14 protein-coding genes are annotated in these 19,060 nt (G+C 40.7%); 8 read left to right on the top strand and 6 right to left on the bottom strand.

Annotated elements, in window-relative coordinates; all coding sequences use genetic code 11:
- Nucleotides 1–11: 11 nt before the first annotated feature.
- Complete coding sequence (locus tag AC1DU2_RS11165) at nucleotides 12–1,436, bottom strand: MATE family efflux transporter (RefSeq protein WP_477384399.1); 1,425 nt, start codon at nucleotides 1,434–1,436, stop codon at nucleotides 12–14.
- A 375-nt stretch (nucleotides 1,437–1,811) separates the two neighbouring features.
- On the opposite strand from AC1DU2_RS11165, the gene AC1DU2_RS11160 reads away from it, so the two are divergent.
- From AC1DU2_RS11160 to AC1DU2_RS11130, 7 genes are all read left to right on the top strand, one after another.
- Nucleotides 1,812–2,402 (top strand): class I SAM-dependent methyltransferase, encoded by a 591-nt coding sequence (locus tag AC1DU2_RS11160; protein WP_477384397.1) that lies wholly within the window; start codon nucleotides 1,812–1,814, stop codon nucleotides 2,400–2,402.
- A complete protein-coding gene (locus AC1DU2_RS11155; RefSeq protein ID WP_477364105.1) occupies nucleotides 2,399–2,902 on the top strand; it encodes a hypothetical protein in 504 nt (167 codons plus the stop codon). Before AC1DU2_RS11160 ends, AC1DU2_RS11155 begins: the two co-directional genes overlap by 4 nt.
- A gap of 23 nt (nucleotides 2,903–2,925) precedes the next feature.
- Nucleotides 2,926–3,285, top strand: a complete 360-nt coding sequence (locus tag AC1DU2_RS11150; RefSeq protein ID WP_477384395.1) for a diacylglycerol kinase family protein — start codon at nucleotides 2,926–2,928, stop codon at nucleotides 3,283–3,285.
- A gap of 427 nt (nucleotides 3,286–3,712) precedes the next feature.
- On the top strand, nucleotides 3,713–4,633 hold the full coding sequence (locus tag AC1DU2_RS11145) for a family 2A encapsulin nanocompartment shell protein (protein ID WP_290308837.1): 921 nt from the start codon (nucleotides 3,713–3,715) through the stop codon (nucleotides 4,631–4,633).
- A complete protein-coding gene (locus AC1DU2_RS11140) occupies nucleotides 4,617–6,533 on the top strand; it encodes a family 2A encapsulin nanocompartment cargo protein cysteine desulfurase (RefSeq protein WP_477384393.1) in 1,917 nt (638 codons plus the stop codon). Before AC1DU2_RS11145 ends, AC1DU2_RS11140 begins: the two co-directional genes overlap by 17 nt.
- 8 nt (nucleotides 6,534–6,541) lie before the next feature.
- On the top strand, nucleotides 6,542–7,360 hold the full coding sequence (locus tag AC1DU2_RS11135) for a serine acetyltransferase domain-containing protein (protein WP_477384391.1): 819 nt from the start codon (nucleotides 6,542–6,544) through the stop codon (nucleotides 7,358–7,360).
- 11 nt (nucleotides 7,361–7,371) lie between these two features.
- Complete coding sequence (locus tag AC1DU2_RS11130; protein ID WP_477384389.1) at nucleotides 7,372–8,631, top strand: cation:proton antiporter; 1,260 nt, start codon at nucleotides 7,372–7,374, stop codon at nucleotides 8,629–8,631.
- Between the two features lie 337 nt (nucleotides 8,632–8,968).
- Here the strand turns inward: AC1DU2_RS11130 and AC1DU2_RS11125 are convergent, their stop codons facing one another.
- The 4 genes from AC1DU2_RS11125 to AC1DU2_RS11110 form a co-directional block, all read right to left on the bottom strand.
- Complete coding sequence (locus tag AC1DU2_RS11125; RefSeq protein WP_477384387.1) at nucleotides 8,969–12,424, bottom strand: ABC transporter permease; 3,456 nt, start codon at nucleotides 12,422–12,424, stop codon at nucleotides 8,969–8,971.
- Nucleotides 12,425–12,625: 201 nt separating this feature from the next.
- On the bottom strand, nucleotides 12,626–13,981 hold the full coding sequence (locus tag AC1DU2_RS11120) for a TIR domain-containing protein (RefSeq protein ID WP_477384385.1): 1,356 nt from the start codon (nucleotides 13,979–13,981) through the stop codon (nucleotides 12,626–12,628).
- Between the two features lie 255 nt (nucleotides 13,982–14,236).
- A complete protein-coding gene (locus AC1DU2_RS11115) occupies nucleotides 14,237–14,938 on the bottom strand; it encodes a hypothetical protein (protein ID WP_477384383.1) in 702 nt (233 codons plus the stop codon).
- A 112-nt stretch (nucleotides 14,939–15,050) separates the two neighbouring features.
- The gene (locus AC1DU2_RS11110) at nucleotides 15,051–15,731 is read right to left on the bottom strand and encodes a hypothetical protein (RefSeq protein WP_477384381.1); all 681 of its coding nucleotides are present in this window, start codon (nucleotides 15,729–15,731) and stop codon (nucleotides 15,051–15,053) included.
- 985 nt (nucleotides 15,732–16,716) lie between these two features.
- Between AC1DU2_RS11110 and AC1DU2_RS11105 the strand changes: the two genes are divergently transcribed.
- Nucleotides 16,717–17,892 (top strand): hypothetical protein, encoded by a 1,176-nt coding sequence (locus AC1DU2_RS11105; RefSeq protein ID WP_477384380.1) that lies wholly within the window; start codon nucleotides 16,717–16,719, stop codon nucleotides 17,890–17,892.
- Between the two features lie 342 nt (nucleotides 17,893–18,234).
- On the opposite strand, the gene AC1DU2_RS11100 is transcribed toward AC1DU2_RS11105, so the two are convergent.
- Nucleotides 18,235–18,915, bottom strand: coding sequence for a hypothetical protein (locus AC1DU2_RS11100; RefSeq protein WP_477384378.1), 681 nt, complete (start codon nucleotides 18,913–18,915; stop codon nucleotides 18,235–18,237).
- Nucleotides 18,916–19,060 lie beyond the last annotated feature (145 nt).

The raw sequence follows: 19,060 nt of genomic DNA, 5'->3' as shown, positions 1-19,060 counted from the left end.
GGGCAGACGCATTACACCATGGTTTTCTTCCATTTTCCACGCTTAAATAATACGTAAGCGGCTATGGTTAATCCAATTTCGGCCACAGGGATAGATATAAAAACGCCGGTTGGCCCCATCGCAAAATACTTTGCCATTAGATAAGCAAAAGGGATTTGGAATAACCAAAAAGTAAAAACATTGATTTTAGTCGGTGTCCAGGTATCACCGGCACCATTAAACGCGCTAGTTAATACCATACCTATTCCATAAATAATAAAGCCGCCGCTCAAAATTTGTAATGAACGGGTAGCCACTTTTTTTACAGCCTCATCGTCGGTAAAAAACGAAGCAAACAAATGGCCGCAGGTTAAAAACAAAATGCTTACGATACCTAAAAATACCACCGTATACTTTATGGTTTGAAATACCAATTGTTCGGCGCGGTCAACGTGCCCTGCGCCTAAATTTTGCCCCACCAAAGTTGCAGCAGCATTACTCAACCCCCACGCCGGCAACAGGAAAAACATCATTAACCGCAGCGAAGTTTGATACCCTGCAGAGCCGTGGTCGCCGCCTGTTGTCGCAACCAATTGCGCCAAAAATATCCAGCTGCAACTGGCTATTACAAATTGCAAAATACCAGGCGCGGCAATTTTAATAATCGCTTTAATCTGTTGCCAATCGGGTATAAAATAGCTCAGGCGGATTTTTAAAGCATTTTTGCCATTAAATAAATTATAAACCTGGTATGTAACACCCAAACCACGACCAATGCTGGTGGCTATGGCTGCTCCCGTTAAGCCAAAGGCCGGGATTGGCCCAAGCCCCCTGATGAAAATAGGACATAAAATAATGTTTGCAATGTTGGCAAGCCATAAACTACGCATAGCGATTGCGGCGTTGCCGGCCCCTCTGAAAATGCCGTTAATTAAAAACAGCAATACAATAATGATGCTGCCGCCCATCATAATGCGAACGAATGGAGTACCATGGTCTGCGGTTTCTGCCGAAGCGCCCATAATCAAAAGCAGGCCCCGGGCATGTAAAAATCCAAAAATACTTATCCCCAGGTTTATAAGCACGGCTATAATGATGGTTTGCATCCCGGCTTTTGACGCGGCTTCTGGATTTTTTTCGCCAATGCGGCGGGCAACAACTGCTGTTGCAGCCATACTTAAACCTATGGCCAGCGAATATATAACGGTTAAAACAGATTCGGTTAAACCTACTGTTTGAATTGCGTGACTGCTGTTTTTTAAATGGCCTACAAAATAAAGGTCGACCAGTGCAAAAACAGATTCCATAGCCATTTCCAGCATCATGGGTATGGCCAATAAAACAATTGCCCTTTTTATACTGATTGATGTTAAATCAACCTCCTGGCCCTTGATAGCCTGTTTTAAAACCGAGAAAAAAGAAGATACCTTACCCTTTGCAGTAAATGAGTGTGACATAAATATAAGCTTGTGTTTTTTAGGGAGCGGCGTTTTATCTGAGACCCTGGATAGCAAATATAATGAAACCTTTGCTTATGCAAGTTGTGACTAAGAATCAATTTTAGCTTAAGGTATTACTCAAATAAAACATTCAGGTTTGCGAACCGCATACGCCCCCCGTCCCTTAATTGCCTGGTGGTAGCGTGTTATATCGTTGATCGGTACTTCTGAATCACTTATCAGGCGGGGCAAAAATCATATTGATTATTTTTTTTAAAAGTACTTTGAAATGAAAAGTAAATTGATAATTTTGTCTTACACTCGAGGAGTGCCGTTAACTGAATGCATTTTAATTATTAAATGATAACGTTAACAAAGTTTAGATAATTTCAGATGGGTAAGCAAACTGATTCCTTTTACAACAGATTCTCATTCTTATATCCATTGGTAGATGTTTTCCTGAAACCACAAAAGAAAGTTTTATTTAACGAGATTAACTTGCTGCCCGAGGGTAATTTACTGGAGATTGGTGTTGGCAACGGCGCTCATTTCCATCGCTATAAAAAGCATAAGATAATTGGCATCGATACATCCGCAGCAATGCTTGAAATCGCCTGCCAAAAGGCGCGCGAAAATATTAAGGTTTTTAAGATGGATGGTAAATCACTGTTGTTTGATAATGAACATTTCGATTACGTTGTGCTCTCCCATGTAATTGCGGTAGTAGATGATCCGGAGCTATTATTGAAAGAAGTATTAAGGGTGTTGAAACCGCAGGGACAGGTATTTATTCTTAATCATTTTACACCCGATAACTGGTTCAAATATATCGATGGTGCATTTGAGATGATTTCAAAGGTTCTCCACTTCAGATCGATTTTTTACATTGATCGAATAGCGGCGATCAAAAAGTTTATCCTTTTAAAGGAGGTTCATCTGGGCTTAGCATCCTATTTCAAACTTTTAATTTATCAGAAAAATTGAGAAAGAAGTATATTTTTATTTGCATATCGCTGCTCATCAGTTTGTTTATTTACCTGTTTTATCGAACAGACAGGACTGTTGTGAACGAAATCGTCATCCGGGTGATTTCACTTGCAACCTACGCAAGGTTAAAGGCATATATCGTGACGGTATTACCATTGAATAACATGATAATTTACTCTTTACCCGAAGGGCTCTGGGTATTTTGTATTACGCTTACTTCGAAACCCTATTACATTACCCGGAATAATTGGCGAATTGACGGGATGTTTATCCCGCTTATATTTTGTGTTAGTTTAGAAATACTTCAGCTCTTCCATATTGCCAATGGACGGTTTGACTTTATGGACATTGGAGTTTCTGTTGTGTTTTGGTTATTAGGTAGTTACATTGTGAGTGACAAGTGCGAAAAACAGGATATTTTTACCCGGCCAAACTCAAAAACCATTGTTTGCCTGGCCAGTTATTGCATAGTTTATTTAGCTCATGTTTTTAAATAGGATAAAAATTATACTTAACGGACATGGACAGAATTAAGGAACATCTGAAAAGCTATAGATATTCTATACGGGGAATATCGCTGGCATTTAGATTTGAACATAACATGATCTTTCACCTTGCCGCTGCTATTGCCGTCCTCGCGGCCAACATACTACTGAAAGTCAGCCAGATAGAATGGCTCATTACACTGATACTGATTGGCCTGGCATGGATGGCGGAGATATTTAATACAGCCATCGAAAAATTAGCGGATAGGGTTACAAAAGAACAGGATCCATTAATTGGACAGGTAAAAGACCTGGCCTCCGGAGCTGTGTTGATTGTTTGTTTTTTCGCGGTGTTATGTGCCGTGATTATATACTTGCCTTATTTGTTAAAATAATTTCACAGGGCTAGCCCACCCCCAAAATCATCCTAACGTTAGCCGCCTCACACGCTAATTTATACGGGGGATCAAATCATCTTAAGTCTTCCTGATGAATGTAAATGAAAAAAAGGCCTTTCAGGTGGATTTTTTATTTCAGCGAATGCGGAGGAGAGTTTATCAGAATACTTATCCGGTATTTTATACAGGGCGAGATGCATCGGTAAAATTGTGTAATACTCGTTTGGCTAAAAGCTGTCAGAAATATAATAACCCCATTTAAACCCTTCCCAAATTTCAAAAACTATTCAGTTGGGTTGTGAAAAATAATTTTATTAAACTATTAAATCTATCGATTTAATATACTATTATTGCCCCGACAGTTATTTCTGCAGATAAATAGCATTAAAACAACTTTTTTTATACCCGATATCTTAATTCTAAAATGCCAGATCAAAAACCAAAACAAACCGCTCTTGGTGATGTAGCCGCCAGGCAGTTAGCCGTTGCAACCCGTACCGTACCGCAACTATCAACCATTACGCCCCGTTGGCTTACACACCTGCTAAACTGGATTCCTGTTGAATCGGGTGTATACCGCTTAAACAAGGTGATAGATGCCAACAATGTAGAGGTAGATTGCTCCAACCGCGACGAGCGCGAATTACCCTCAACATTTGTTGATTATGAGGAAAACCCACGTGAGTACAATTTAAGCGCTGTAAATACGGTATTAGATGTACACACCCGTGTATCTGACCTGTACAGTAAGCCTTACAACCAGATAAGCGAACAATTACGGCTCACTATCGAAATTGTTAAAGAACGACAGGAAAGCGAACTGATCAACAATACCGAATACGGATTATTAAGCAGCGTAGCCGCATCGCAAAAAATTAAAACAAGGTTGGGCCCGCCTACCCCCGACGATCTGGACGAACTGATTACCAAGGTTTGGAAAGAACCGGGTTTCTTTCTGCTGCACCCCTTGGCCATTGCCGCTTTCGGTCGCGAGTGTACCCGCCGCGGTGTACCGCCGCCAACCGTTTCTTTGTTTGGTTCGCAGTTTATTACATGGAGAGGAATCCCGCTTATTCCGTCAGACAAGTTGCCTATCGTTAATAACAAATCAAAGATCATTCTTTTGCGCACGGGCGAGAGCCGCCAGGGTGTTGTAGGCCTGTTTCAACCTGGTTTACCGGGCGAGCAATCTCCGGGTTTATCTGTACGGTTTATGGGCATCAACAATAAAGCTATTGCCTCATACCTGGTTTCGCTTTACTGCTCATTGGCTGTATTGGTTGATGACGCTATAGCTGTTTTGGAGGATGTTGATTTAGGTAATTACCATGAGTACAAATATTAATCCGGATAACTTGCCCAACTTGCAGGAATTAGAGCAGCTGGCCAACCAGTTCTTTAAATCGGGACCAGGCGGCGTTGTAAACCAATTACCTGTTCAGCAGGCGCCCGAAGCTTTTCCGTTGCCGGGTGCTATTGTTGATACCGGGTCATTTACTTCGCCGCAACAGCCTGCGGCATCTGTTCCTTCAAGTACAATTGGGGGCGGTGGCATTTCGCCATCTGCCATCAATCAAAATAACGCCGTTAATCTAAAAGATCCACAAACCAGTTTTGCCGATCCTAATTTGAATACCCATCCCACGCCATCGGCTCCTGTACAAAACAGCGCTCCTGCCGGGTTTGGAGGACAATTGCCTACACAACCTGGGGTTGGTTACGACTCTTACCTGGTTAAAACAGATCTTATACCTGATGTGCCGTTAAAACAAAATTTCCAGGTTGAGCAACTTTCACCAGCGCCTGAAAACCTGGTCCAGCGGCCATATCAGCAGGACCAGGCATTTGATATTGACCTGAAGAAAATATTGAACAACATTCGTACTTCAGGCCCTTCAAATGGTTTGCCGTTTACCGGAGCACCTGTCGCTGCTGAGGTTCCATTCTATTTTTTATCGGATAATCATGGTTTGCCAACGGTTAAACCGGAGCCGGAAAAAGTTAAGCACGCAGGCTTTAGCAATATCATTAGCCCCCCTTTTGATGTAAACTTTGTAAGGCGCGATTTCCCGATATTACAGGAACTGGTTAACGGAAAACAGTTGGTATGGCTGGATAACGCAGCAACCACGCAAAAACCCCGGCAGGTAATTGACCGTATCAGCTATTTTTACGAGCACGAAAACTCCAACATCCACCGCGCAGCACATGAACTGGCAGCAAGGGCTACCGATGCCTATGAAGGCGCACGCAAAAAAGTACAAACCTTTTTAAATGCCCGTTCCATCAATGAGATCATATTTGTTCGCGGAGCCACGGAGGCCATTAACCTGGTAGCCAAAAGCTGGGGCGAACAGTACTTGAACGCCGGTGATGAGATTATTGTAAGCCAACTGGAACACCACGCCAATATTGTTCCGTGGCAGCAACTGGCGGCCAAAAAAGGGCTAAAAATCAGAGTTATACCAGTTGATGACGACGGGCAGATACTCATTGATGAATACGTAAAACTACTTGGGCCTAAAACAAAACTGGTTTCTTTTACGCAGGTATCAAATGCCTTAGGTACAGTAACACCGGCCGCGCAAATTGTACACCTGGCGCATTTGGCAGGCGCTAAAGTATTGGTTGATGGAGCACAATCGGTATCGCACATGCCGGTTGATGTGCAGGCCTTAAATGCCGATTGGTTTGTTTTTTCGGGACACAAGGTATTCGGACCAACCGGAATTGGTGTGCTTTATGGGAAGGAAGATCTTTTAAACGAAACCCAACCATGGCAAGGTGGTGGCAATATGATTAAGGATGTAACTTTTGAGTATACCCAATACCATGATGCCCCCGGCCGCTTTGAAGCCGGAACCGGTAATATTGCCGATGCCGTGGGCCTTGGCGCTGCAATTGATTATGTTACCCGCTTGGGTATGCCACTGATAGCGCAATATGAGCACTACCTGTTGGTTTACGCCACCCAATTATTAAAAGAAGTAAAAGGGATACGCCTGATAGGTACTGCGCCCGATAAAGCCAGTGTTTTATCATTTGTATTGGATGGCTACAAAACCGAAGAAGTAGGTGCAGCTTTAAACCAACAGGGCATTGCCGTTCGCTCCGGTCACCATTGCGCCCAGCCCATATTGCGGCGGTTTGGTGTAGAAGCGACAGTCAGGCCCTCACTGGCATTTTATAATACCTGTGCCGAAATTGATTTGCTGGTAAATACCCTCCACAGTCTTAAAAGATAAACCAGCCCATGAAAGACGATAAATTTGACGGCTTTATACAAACGCTTTATGAAACCCATAAAGCCGAATGGGAGGCTACGCCAAAGATCAGGGCTTGTGTAGGTTGGCTGTCTGATCTTTTCGAGTTTCTGTTTCCAAATAACCATGCCAACAAGCTATCTATATACGGTGGTCATTTAAAAAAGAACCAGATAGACCTGGAGAATATCCTGTTAAGCTACCTGGATCCGAAGGACATTGATATTGAGGAGGCCGTTATTTCATTTTACGATTCGCTGAACGAAATTTACCAGGACCTAAGAAAGGACGCATCCATGATCTACGAAAAAGATCCTGCAGCCACCAGCGTGCATGAGGTAATTGTATCCTATCCCGGCTTCTACGCAATAGCGGTTTACCGTATAGCACACCAGCTTACCCGGTTGGGCATACCCATTTTACCCCGGATATTATCTGAACACGCGCATGGCAAAACAGGTGTTGATATTCATCCTAAAGCTCAAATTGATACGCCCTTTTGTATCGATCACGGCACGGGGATAGTTATAGGCGCAACCAGTATCATTGGCAAACATGTAACCATATATCAAGGCGTAACCTTAGGGGCGGCACAGGTAAGCAAGGAACTATCCGAAACAAAACGGCACCCTACAGTGGAGAATAACGTAGTTATTTACGCCCGCAGCACCATTTTAGGCGGCCGCACGATAATTGGCCATAACAGCGTAATTGGAGGCAGCGTGTTCCTGACAAAAAGCGTTCAGCCGTTTTCGCATGTTTTTAATACCCATCAATTACGAATTGAGGTAAAAGAAAACCTGCAATAATTTTTTTAAACATGGTTTCTAAACTTAACTCATCAGAGATAATTCATTTCCTGCTTATTCTTTTGATCATCCTGATACCTGCAAGGCTGTTAGGCGAATTGTGCCGCAGGTATAAGCTGCCCGCCATTATCGGCGAAATTTTCGCGGGCATCATTGTTGGCCCTACCCTATTGGGTTTATTATTCCCATCTGTTTTTAAAAGTATCTTCCTGGCTACACCGCATGCTTTCGAAGCATTTGACGGCATCGCCAACATCGGCATCATCTTACTGATGTTTATTGCAGGCTTTGAAGTAGATCTAAAACAGATACGCCAGAATGGCAAGCAGGCTATCAGCATCAGTCTTACCGGTATAATATTCCCTTTTGCCATTGGATTTGCTTCGGTATGGTATCTGTACCAAAGTCATTTTGCCAATGGCTTTAATAACCAACTGGTCACGTCCCTGTTTTTCGGAACGGCATTGTCTATCACCGCCCTTTCTGTAATTACCAAAATATTGCTCGACCTGGATATCCTGAACACCCGCATAGGCAATATTGTATTAACTGCCGCTATGGTTGACGATTTCCTGGGCTGGATCTTATTCTCGGTCATCATTCAGCTGATGAATATGGGCAAAGGCGAAGCATCATTCTGGTCGGTAAGTATTGTGGTGCTTTATGCCGTTTTCATGTTAACAGGCGGCCGATGGCTCATCCACAAACTATTAACATTTGCAGGTAAAGGCGAAAAACCTGGCCGTGTGCTTACTATGGCCGTTTGCCTTTGTTTAATCAGCGCCTGTATTACCGAAGGCCTTGGCGTACGCGGTATATTTGGTGCCTTCCTGGTTGGGGTTGGCATTAACGATTCCAAATATTTTACCGAGAAGCACAAGCATGTATTACACCAGTTTACCATTAATGTACTGGCTCCCCTCTTTTTTGCTTCAGTTGGCTTAAGGCTGAATTTTATAGCCAATTTTAACCTGGAAGTGGTGGTTATCATATTGATTATTGCCTGCCTGGCCAAATTGCTTGGCGCGGGCATTGGCAGCGCCATGAGTGGAATGAGCAAGAACGAATCTATAGCAGTCGCCTTCGGCATGAATGCCCGGGGATCACAGGAAATTGTGCTGGGTTTATTAGCTTTACAAGCAAAAATAATAAGCGAGCCCGTATTTGAAGGCCTTGTAGTAATGACGGTGGTTACCATGATCATCTCCGGGCCAATCATGAAACATTACTTTTTGAAGGAGCAAAAACTACAGTTAGTTGAAACTACCTGATCATGAGCAGCATGTTTTGCACTACCCAATAAAAAACCGTAAGCCGAACATACGTTCAGCTTACAGTAAGGGATTTAGTGGAGGCGGAGGGATTTGCATTACCCTTGCATTGCTCTGATATTTTGTAATGGCTTAATTTCTCACAAGTGATCCTCCAGCGCGCAGCCGCAAAACACTGTGCGCTAAATGGGGAACAATTTATTTTACAATAGTCAAATTTCTTTTTATTAGTTACGGGATAGGTCATTTTACCCTACATAAGTAAAAATAATAGCCCCAATTTTAAATAGGGTTCAACTCAGACAGTGGATAAACTATAGAATGCGCCGTCAAAACTTCATTCAGACCGTAAACTCGTCACCGGATTACTCATAGCAGCTTTGATGGCCTGGAAGCATACCGTCAGCAACGCTATACCTATAATTGCTACGCAGGATATTCCAAAAACCCACCATTCGATATTTATCCTGAACGCATAGCCTTGCAGCCATTTATTCATTAACCACCATGTTATTGGCGTTGAAATGAGAAAAGCTACTACAACAAGCCTTAAAAAATCTTTTGAAATCAGGCTGATGATAGTTGAAACCGACGCTCCCAGCACTTTGCGGATACCAATCTCCTTGGTGCGGTTAACAACCGCGAGCGCCGAAAGCCCCAGCAGGCCAAGGCATCCCAGGAAAATGGCAATGCCGCCTGCCCAGCCAATGATATTGCTTAATCTTGTTTCGGCTTTATAGAAGCGGTTAATATCATCGTCCAGAAAATTATATTGTAACGGGTAACCGGGCACGATTTTTTTCCATGCGGAATTTATAGCAGCCAAAGCTTTTGAAGGATTGCCTGGTTGCAGGCGCACATAAATAAAACCGGGACTTTCCCCGCCCCGGGCAAACTGGTGAAACAACACCGGTTGCACCCGATCAGTAAGGGCCTCGTAATTAAAATCGCGGACAAGGCCAATCACCGTCGGGTTTTTAAAGCTATCCTTACCATAACCTTCCAATTGGCGGCCTATGCAGTTTTCGGGGTGCCATCCCAATTCGTGCATCATAGATTCATTAATGATCACAGCGTTCACGGTATCTGAAGCAATTGCCCGGTCAAAATTTCTTCCTGCAAGCAGGTGCATCCCCAGGGTAGGTATGTAGTCGGGATCGATATGAAAGTTCTTTGTATTTATCGATTTGCCCTGGTAACTAAAATCTCTGAAACCCGTCCCTTCATGCTCACCAAGACCATTGTCGGCACTGGCCAAACCCGAAATGCCGGGCTGACCGGAAAGTTCCTGTTTGAAAAGCGGTATCAAGTGTTTCGTGTCCGACACCCACAACGTCTCTACACCAAGCACATTCGCTTTATCAAAGCCAGGATTTTTTGATTCCATGTAATTTAATTGCTGCAGAATGATTATTGCAGAAACAATAAGCGTAGCCGAAAGAACAAACTGAAAAGTTACCAATGCCTTTGTGAAAAAATTGGCCCCGCCTATTTTTATTTTGGCCTTCAATACGTCGACCGTATTAAAGCCCGACAATACCAAAGCAGGGTAGCATCCCGAGAGCAGGCCAACAACCAGCACCAAGCCGGCAATGAGGCCGGTTAACTGCGGGAATTGCGCGAAAGAGAAACTCAGCTCCCTTCCTGATAATTGGTTAAAGTAAGGTAAAAGCAGGTATACAAGTGCCAGGCCTACCATCGTCGAAAAAAAAGAAAGCAATAATGATTCTGTCAAAAACTGGATTACCAAAGCCTTCCTGGTGCCGCCAGTAACTTTCCTGACACCGACTTCTTTTGCCCTGCCTGCCGAACGCCCTATAGAAAGAGTGGTGAAATTGATACAGGCGATTAATAAAACCCCGGCAGCGATACTAAGTAGCATCCAAATTGATTTTGGGTCGACAGGCGGAATCTTAACACCCATCAGTTCCGGACTGGTATGCACATCCCTGATTGGCACCAGGTTATACCCACCTGATTTTTCGTCTGGAAAATGCCTGCGCCAGAAACTGGTCAACAACTTGTTATCATTTGCCAATGTGCTTCCGGGTTTTAACTGAACCAAGGTCATAAACGAATTCATCCACCAGTCGTGGGTAGCCATTTTTCCGGTGGTGTTAGCAAAACAATCAAAGTTGATAAGCATGCTGTATTGGAACGAAGAATTGGATGGCGGATTTTCGGCTATTGCTGTAACTATAAAGGTTTCAAACACATCCCCGATCTTTACCTGTACTGACTCGCCAATGGCATTTACTTTACCAAACAATCTTTCGGCAGTGTTTTCAGTTAATACCATGCTGTGCAAACCGTTGATTGCCGATTTGGCATTCCCGTATTTAAATTTAAACGAAAAAATATTGAAGAACGACGTGTCGGCATAGGCGATATTTTCCCGCCTCCCCTCGTTTTTTATTTTTACGAATGTTTCATAGGGCTGTATATAACGAACATAACGCTCTACACCCGGTAACTCCTGTTTCATGGCAGGCCCCAGGGGCATCGGGGTATAAATCACTCCCTGGAGCGCTTTTATGTTTTGCTTTGCATTTCCATCCAAAACAAGATAGGTGTTGCTTGCATTTTTATGGAAACCATCAAAGCTAAATTCATTAATGGCATACAACATGAACAGGCTGAAACAAGCAATCCCGACAGACAATCCAAATATGTTAATGAAAGACAACGTTTTTTGTTTTGCCAATGTGCGCCAGGCAATTTTTAAATAACTCCTAATCATATAATTGCGGTTTAATTTTACCGGAGCCCAATTTGGCGGCCCTCCTGAACGCAATATTACCGGCTGTAGGCGTAACCGGGGTGCCAACTTATCAATTGGTACCCCTTCTTTCAAGCTATTCTTGTATTCCACCGGGGTTTTGCCGGTCATCTCTTTAAAAACCCGGTTGAAAGTTGTTTTGGAATTAAACCCCGACTCATAGGCAATCCCCAGCAGTGTGAGCCGGTCGTGGGCCGGGTCCTGCATTTTCCGGACAATTTCACGAACCCTAAACTCATTAATAAAGTCGCTGAAGTTCTTTTCCATCCCCACATTAATAATGCGTGATAAATCGTGCGGATGGATATTCAGCTTTACCGCCAGGGAGGTCAACGTCAATTCAGCATCCTCGTAAAAACGGTTTGCGGCTACGGCTTCCTTTAGCCTGCGGCTTTTTTCCTTTGCATCATACCTGTCTGTTACGGGCGTGGCCAGTTGTGGGCTGCTATTCAACTTTAGCACCCCTTCGGCAGCCAAACCAATAAGCACAAAAGCAACGGCAAAACTCAACGCATCATTAAAAAACCATAACACGCAAAGCAAGCCGAGCAGGTGCAGGGCTTGATCCAACCGGCGGAAGGCAAAGCGGGGCCTATCCATTAGCACCGGCTGCAAACTATTATAAAAATGCTGTATCAACCGGTGCGATAGGTATAAATAAATAACAACCGAAATGAGCACCAGCCAGCCCGGCATCCAATACGCAACCAGCAAAGGGCAAAAATGTAGCATATCCTTTAGGGCAAATTGCAGGTTTGGCAACGTCATCCGCCGCACATAAAAATACAACAGCGGCCCCAGCGCCGGTAACAAAATTGGCGAAAGCCCGCCCGTCTTCAGTACAATTACAGCTAACGCGACACTTAAAAACAGGTTGGCCGCCTGCCCTTCCCTTTTTGCGAATGCCAAAAGCAACGAAAGTGTAAACCCCGAAAACAGGGTTGCCATGGCAGCCACATGGTACAGATTAATATGGAATATTTCAGGATTCAAATTGCCCAGGGGTGATTTCAAATGTACGATATATTGATATATGGAAAATTATGTGGTGGTAAATATGTTTTGACCCGCCCTTGTTTAGGTTGTACTCGGTGTTATCGCCGCATCACTTCCAGTTGGTCTTACGGAAGCCCGGTATTATGTAGATTTGCGACTAAAGCATTTGTAAAATACAAGCTTTGGCTGGTGCGGTGATAACACCGACCAGAAGTTAAATTAATTATTAGTTGTATTATTAATCTGACTTATGATATTGGGGATCTCATCAAACTCATTTATCCAAATAATATTTATCCCTAAATTTTGGGCATCTTGTTCTTCTATGTTCTCTAATATTTTTATCAATGAATTGCTTGGCTTTTTAGAATGCTCCATTGTCAACTCCTCAATTTTATACCGCCTTTTTATGATGTAGTGATTAATCTCGTCTTTGCCACTTTTACGCTTTGAAACATCTATCAATCGTCTCATATTAGGGTCAGTTAGGCTAATACCAATAAATAAGCAGGTCGACGTGTTTAAATAATTTAATTGAACCAAATTGCTCCAGCTAAATGGATCAATAAATTGTGTATGATAAGCGTCTTCACTAAAAACTATATCCGAGTCGTTGGACAGTTCACCTACACTTGGCAGAAATCCATGAACGTGAAATATAGGCAACTCATTTTCCGCATAACGCTCGCCTTCTTTACAGATTGACTTATAGTCAATTTTGTTTTTCTCCAATTTTAACTCTATAATGTCGTCGAAATTGTATGTTATAATTGCCTTTAGCGGCCTAGCATCTCTTTTAGGCCTACATAATTCTATTATTTCATCAATTGTAACTGAATTTCGATTGCAATTCTTATACAAAACCAATTTTACGCTTTTAAGGAAATCGTTTCCCAAAAGATTTTTCAAATATTTTCCAATAATTATTGGAGGTAGATTATTTTTATTTTGAAATACATCCGCCAAAATTGTTTCAATGTCTGTGATATTTTTTGATTTAAAAGCCTCATTTAAAAGAGATTTTAATAAAATTGTCCAGGTGGGAATCCCCGCCTCCAAGGATATCCCAGCCCCACAAAACAATGATAAATTACCCTTTTGATACGCTTTTTGTAATTTATTAATCTGAGAGATTGTAGCAGTATTGTTTTCCGATTCCTTTTTTAAAGTATCTTCAATAGATGGCTTTTTACCTTTTAAAGATTTCAACAGAACTTGAAATGACTCATAAAATGGCCTTCTAAAATCAGCATAGAATCGATTTTTTAACGCGTATGGTATGTCACAGTCATCAATAATTACGGGAATAATATAAGTTTGTTCTCTACTTATTTCATTGTTTAAAGTGGCCGACAATTCAAGATTGACCCAGTTGGATTTTACGCTATTTTCAGAAAGAACAAAAATTATATAATCTGATTCGTCTAAAGCAATTCCTATTTTTTCTATGATATTATCGCCTGCTTTCAGTAAGGATATGTCCATCCATACATCTACATTATTCTTGTTTAATTCGCTTTTTAATTTATCAACAAATGGCTTATCAGCATGAGAATAACTTATAAATACTTTCATATCAGTTTAGGTATATCTATAAAACAGATAACATGTCATCAAACATAAAGATATTGAAGTATATCAACATTTTAGTTTCTTTGATTTATTTTTTTAGCCTTTAGTCGGTGTTATCATTGCACCAATTCCAGTTGGCCTTACGGAAGCCCGGTACGATATAGATTTGCAACTAAAGCATATGTAAAATACAGGCTTTGGCCGGTGCGGTGATAACATCGGTCAGAAGCCAAATATCTACTTAGTTTCGTTTATGATCTATATTAGGTCTTTATTACTAACTCTATCTTTGTAAAAAGGGCTATTACTTTTGTGATATTTTGAATCGTGAGAGAAGTCAGCCATAATCCCATAATGGTAAAAATAAACTCCATAACTATTTAACAGTGTGCCAGATTCTTTAATAGCCAAACCCGACGATAAAAGAAAAAAAACAGAATCATAACTTACAATATTCATTTGATAGCCTTTGCTTTTTCCAAATGCTTTCAGTGCTGGTAAAGCGAATAAATTCATCGAATCTAATACAGCAGTTAAAATCATCAAATCATTCCAATTCATCAAACCATTAATATGGGCTAAAAATAGATTTGCATAAATTTTCGACTTCTCGATGCTGATAAATCGCTCGTTCATTAATAATATTTGCTCTATTACTTGCTTTTGATAATTGACATCGGCGGTATATTTTCCTTTAAAAACTGCAATCTTTTCACTTGAAATATTACCCTTGTGAAGTGCCTGCAAAAAAACTAATAGCTTTTTTATAAAAAAAACTTCTTTGATCTTGATTACTGAGTTGTATAATAGAAATAAACTTTTGATAAACGGTATTTCCTTTAGGGTACCATTTTCTAAAAAGCTGTCTACAGCCAACTCTGAATAGTCTATTGTCAAGTCAATAGTTGGTTCAATTAACTCAGTAGTTATAAATCTCTCGATCGAATTATCTGTATTCATCTTTGATTAATGAGCTTTAAATTATTCTCCGCCCTTGTTGGTGTTCCCAATCCGCACTTTGTTGGAGTTGTCTCCATTGCCGCTTACAACGGCTGAGTTTTATATTGATCGGTCAATTCAGATATTTGTTTAGCGAATCAATCGAGGATTGCAACAACGACTTTATTTTTCCTTGCAGAATCTCATTGTAGCTTACCGTTTCCATCGTCAAAATATCCACAGTTAAGCAGTATCGAGGGTCTATTTTATACTGCTTTGCATAGACATTTGACAAATAGTTAAATTGTGCTTCAGCATAAATTCCCAAATCTTCTTTACTGAATCTTTCGAGCCAGGCCACAAACCAGATAGCCCCAACCTTTTTTTCGGCCTCACCTTTGTCAAACGCAAAAACGTGCTGGGGCAAGATTTGTAACGATACATCGTCTATCGTTAAAAGCTCTTTTGATTTAGTTAAAAAAGTCAGCTCACCAACAGGGCGTAATTTTGCAAAATCGAAATTTACGTAGTTGTGCAGTATTTCGAGGTTTCTCTCGTACATCTTTTTGGTCAAGCTATTGGTCGCTGATTGGTATACACTTACAACAGCCTCAATTTTTTCAGTAATTCTTGAGCTACTACAGTCCTTAAAAGCATTACTTAACCCGCTCGTGCTCCTTTTCCAATAATCTCCTCCACCGTCGGTTGGCGCCACAATTTTTGGGATTTTTAGTTGATTCGCAAAGTTAGCCTGTCTTTTTTCAGAGAGCCTTCCGAACTCAACCAATTTCTTTAATGCTAATTTATTTATCATTATTCCTGCACATTATTTTTTAAGCAATTTAATACATTAACTTATTTATATTAAGCTATTTAACATACATAAAGATACAGAAAGAAAATGAATTATTTTTCTAAACTTATTAACATCTATATTAATTACTAACATTTTTAGTAATTAAAAATTACATGATGTATCTTTATAGGGTTGAATCATCAACTATTTCGCCTTTTGTTTTCTGTGTTGAAAAGGCAATAGCATAGCGGCGGAAGCCGAAGCAAAAACAACACGTAAAAAGTCTGTATAACCGCCAACAGTGTGAGCGCTGACCACCGCCATAAACAACTCACGACAAATGCAAGCGAAAACGAAAATCGCGGGCCGGGGAAAAACGGAGGTTGACTACTTCATCCGTCTTGGGAAAGTCCAAGTGCAGGGTCCCGGTATACAGGCTACACAGAAAAAATTGCCATTTTTTCAATGTTTTTGACGCGCGTTTTTAATTGTTTTGGAAATACTGTTCACACACAATTTTCGCACATTTTTTAGTTTTGGCCGTTTTTTTTCTGTTTTAATCTTTGTTTGAGTTAATTGATGCTCCATTCGATGGAAGACAAATAACTACTTGCAGGGATATAGGCGGGGTATGTAATGTCGTCTAAAATCTACTGACAAAAGAACGCTGCAGAATGATCATTTAGCCTGTGGTCGCTGCTATCACCGCACCACTTCCACTTGGCCTTACGGAAGCCCGGTATTATACAGATTTGCAACTAAAGCATATGTAAAATACAAGCTTTAGCTGGTGCGGTGATAACACCGACCAGAAGCTGAAAGGGTCGAAGTTGTCTATTAAGTGTTTTTTTTCGCCGCGCAAAAACTATATGTTACAATTAATAGACAACTTAACAGATATCTAATCCCGGGGAACGGAGCGATCTCTGACTGTGCAGGGAGGATTTTCAGAATTGAAGGAATGGAAATTTTACTATTTTAGAAGCGGATTTAGACCCTCACAATGGAACAGGAATATACAACCTCAACTGGCTACAAAATATTTTATGGTATCGGTTTAATTGCTTTTTTGGGCTTTGCATTGATCCTTCCACTGTTAGGTAATCACGGTGGATATTCAGGTCAGCCGGGACTGCTCGTATTGGCTGTAATTGTTGTAGTTATATCTGTATTTACTGTACTCAATTTTTTAAAACGAAAGCTGATTATAACTGACTATACTATTAAATATACCAATGTTTGGGGATCAAGCGAACTATCCAATAAAGATGTTAAGGGATTTAAGATATTTGATAAACGGATAGTAGTTTATTCATCAACTTCGTCTAAAAAAATTAAAATCAGAGACTATTCAAGCATTGGTAATCTCGACGATTTATTGAAATGTTTAGGAAAAAATTACACAAATTTAGATTCGGTTGCTTACCAGGATAATTTAAACGAAATTTATAACGACGCTGCATTAGGCGATGATCAAAAAGAGCGGGAATTTAAATTAGTTACCTCTAAGCGCTTTTCTTTAATTTATAATGTAGGGGGTGGGATTATTTTTGCAATGTCATTAGCTCTCACCGATTTCATTCTAAAAAGTGATTTGCTAAAAGTGCTGCTAATACTTTATCCTTTGATTGGAATTATCTTATTGATATGGGGTAAGGGCTCAATTAAGTTGGTTTATGGTAAAAACAGTGCTTATCCGAGTATAATAGTAGGTATCTACACGTCTACAATACTAATATTTATTGTATTAATAACGTATTATGATTTCGTCTCATATAGTATTTTGTGTGTACCCATACTAATAATTGCGTTAATAATTGGGTCTGTACTATGGAGATTTGGATACGATAAGTCTGACAATGCTGCTAAAGGCCAAATATTTATGTTAATATTAGTAGCAGTATTTTATTCATGTCCTTTAACAATGCTTATTAATAGTAAACTTGATATATCGGAGCCAAAAATCTATAATTCAAAAATAATCAACCGGTATATTGTTCATAATAATGGACGGGAATATTACCATGTGGTAGTCTCAACTTCAGATTATTCAGATCTTCCTTCTAAAGATCTGCATATTAATTATCGTCTTTACAATAGAATAAAGGATATGCAAATTGTTAATATAACTGTTAAACAAGGCCTTTTACATATCCCATGGTTTTACATCAGCGAATAACCTAATCGAATTTAGCTTTTAGATAAACCGGCTTTGTATTATGTAGGTTAAGCTATGCACACACCATCTCTTTTCAACCCTTTTTTGGCGCAGTGTTGCGCGGTTGCCCGCGGGTTGGCTCACTTGTGACTCTTGCAAAATATCACATTGTAAGCACAAATCAGCCATAGCACCACACAACACCAAAATTGGGTATCATTTACCACAATAATCCATAAAAACTATTCGATCAATACAATAAATACAGAATATTTCAGCCTGAATCCTTAAATTTCAAATAAAAGGAAGGCCAGGCGCCCAAATAAGGGAAACCTGCGATGAAGAAAGGGATACCTTAAAAATTTATGCGCCCAGCGCAGGCAGTTCTACCGGTTTATTGGTAACAATATTTTCTATCAGCTGTAATTGGGCAGGGCTTAGGCTTTTCAAATTTTCCTGGCTCAGGATGGTATTGTTTATCTGGATATAGTTGTTTTGAGCGGTAACAACGGTGGCGGCCGGCTGTTTATCAATGGCGCCTACCATATCAAAATAAAGTTTGGCGGCCTTCATATCGCCGTTGCTGGCGTGCTTAAATACGTTGGCCAATATTTTATGGCTCATAAATTTAAATTGCTCCATTTCGGCGGCAAATTCCGGTTGGGTTTTATATTCCTTAAAATGTTTAGCAACGGTTTGGCGGCTCAGGCCGGTTTCCTGGGCTATATCGTTTTTAGTGGGCATAACGGCATACTGGCGCATAAAATTTTCAATGGCGTTGCTTATCGTCATGTGGTTGCGCTCCCAAATGTCGCTTTTTGTAGTTGCCTGCATAATCGGTTCTATTTTTTCTAATAGCGTGTCCCGTTCTACCCCTTTTGATTGCTCCAAAATTTCGGTAAGCCTGTTCTCAAAAAGCCGGTGTTCCTGCTCGTTAAGGTCGCCAACATCTGCCGCCGTTATCTTTTCCCTGGCCAGGAGCCCATTAATTTTGTCATTCGATGCCCTAAGCGATACGGAGGGCCTTGTTTTTTCGTTCGTCATGTTCTTTGATTTTAAATAGCAAGTTAGCAAAAATTATTGTAAAATACTAATATTTTTAGCACAAAACCCGTGTTAACCATGATTTTTTACAACTAATTAATTATCAATTAGTTGTAAAAAATATTTTGAAATTATGTTAAGTTAT

The organism is Mucilaginibacter sp. P4_C11, from assembly GCF_056402115.1.
This window is presented reverse-complemented; position numbering and strand designations above follow the sequence as displayed.

Coding starts and splice junctions, on each gene's coding strand:
- AC1DU2_RS11160 (WP_477384397.1), top strand. CDS start 1,812: ATGGGTAAGCAAACTGATTCCTTTTACAACAGATTCTCATTCTTATAT.
- AC1DU2_RS11145 (WP_290308837.1), top strand. CDS start 3,713: ATGCCAGATCAAAAACCAAAACAAACCGCTCTTGGTGATGTAGCCGCC.
- AC1DU2_RS11115 (WP_477384383.1), bottom strand. CDS start 14,938: ATGAATACAGATAATTCGATCGAGAGATTTATAACTACTGAGTTAATT.
- AC1DU2_RS11120 (WP_477384385.1), bottom strand. CDS start 13,981: ATGAAAGTATTTATAAGTTATTCTCATGCTGATAAGCCATTTGTTGAT.
- AC1DU2_RS11150 (WP_477384395.1), top strand. CDS start 2,926: ATGGACAGAATTAAGGAACATCTGAAAAGCTATAGATATTCTATACGG.
- AC1DU2_RS11140 (WP_477384393.1), top strand. CDS start 4,617: ATGAGTACAAATATTAATCCGGATAACTTGCCCAACTTGCAGGAATTA.
- AC1DU2_RS11165 (WP_477384399.1), bottom strand. CDS start 1,436: ATGTCACACTCATTTACTGCAAAGGGTAAGGTATCTTCTTTTTTCTCG.
- AC1DU2_RS11135 (WP_477384391.1), top strand. CDS start 6,542: ATGAAAGACGATAAATTTGACGGCTTTATACAAACGCTTTATGAAACC.
- AC1DU2_RS11105 (WP_477384380.1), top strand. CDS start 16,717: ATGGAACAGGAATATACAACCTCAACTGGCTACAAAATATTTTATGGT.
- AC1DU2_RS11130 (WP_477384389.1), top strand. CDS start 7,372: ATGGTTTCTAAACTTAACTCATCAGAGATAATTCATTTCCTGCTTATT.
- AC1DU2_RS11110 (WP_477384381.1), bottom strand. CDS start 15,731: ATGATAAATAAATTAGCATTAAAGAAATTGGTTGAGTTCGGAAGGCTC.
- AC1DU2_RS11100 (WP_477384378.1), bottom strand. CDS start 18,915: ATGACGAACGAAAAAACAAGGCCCTCCGTATCGCTTAGGGCATCGAAT.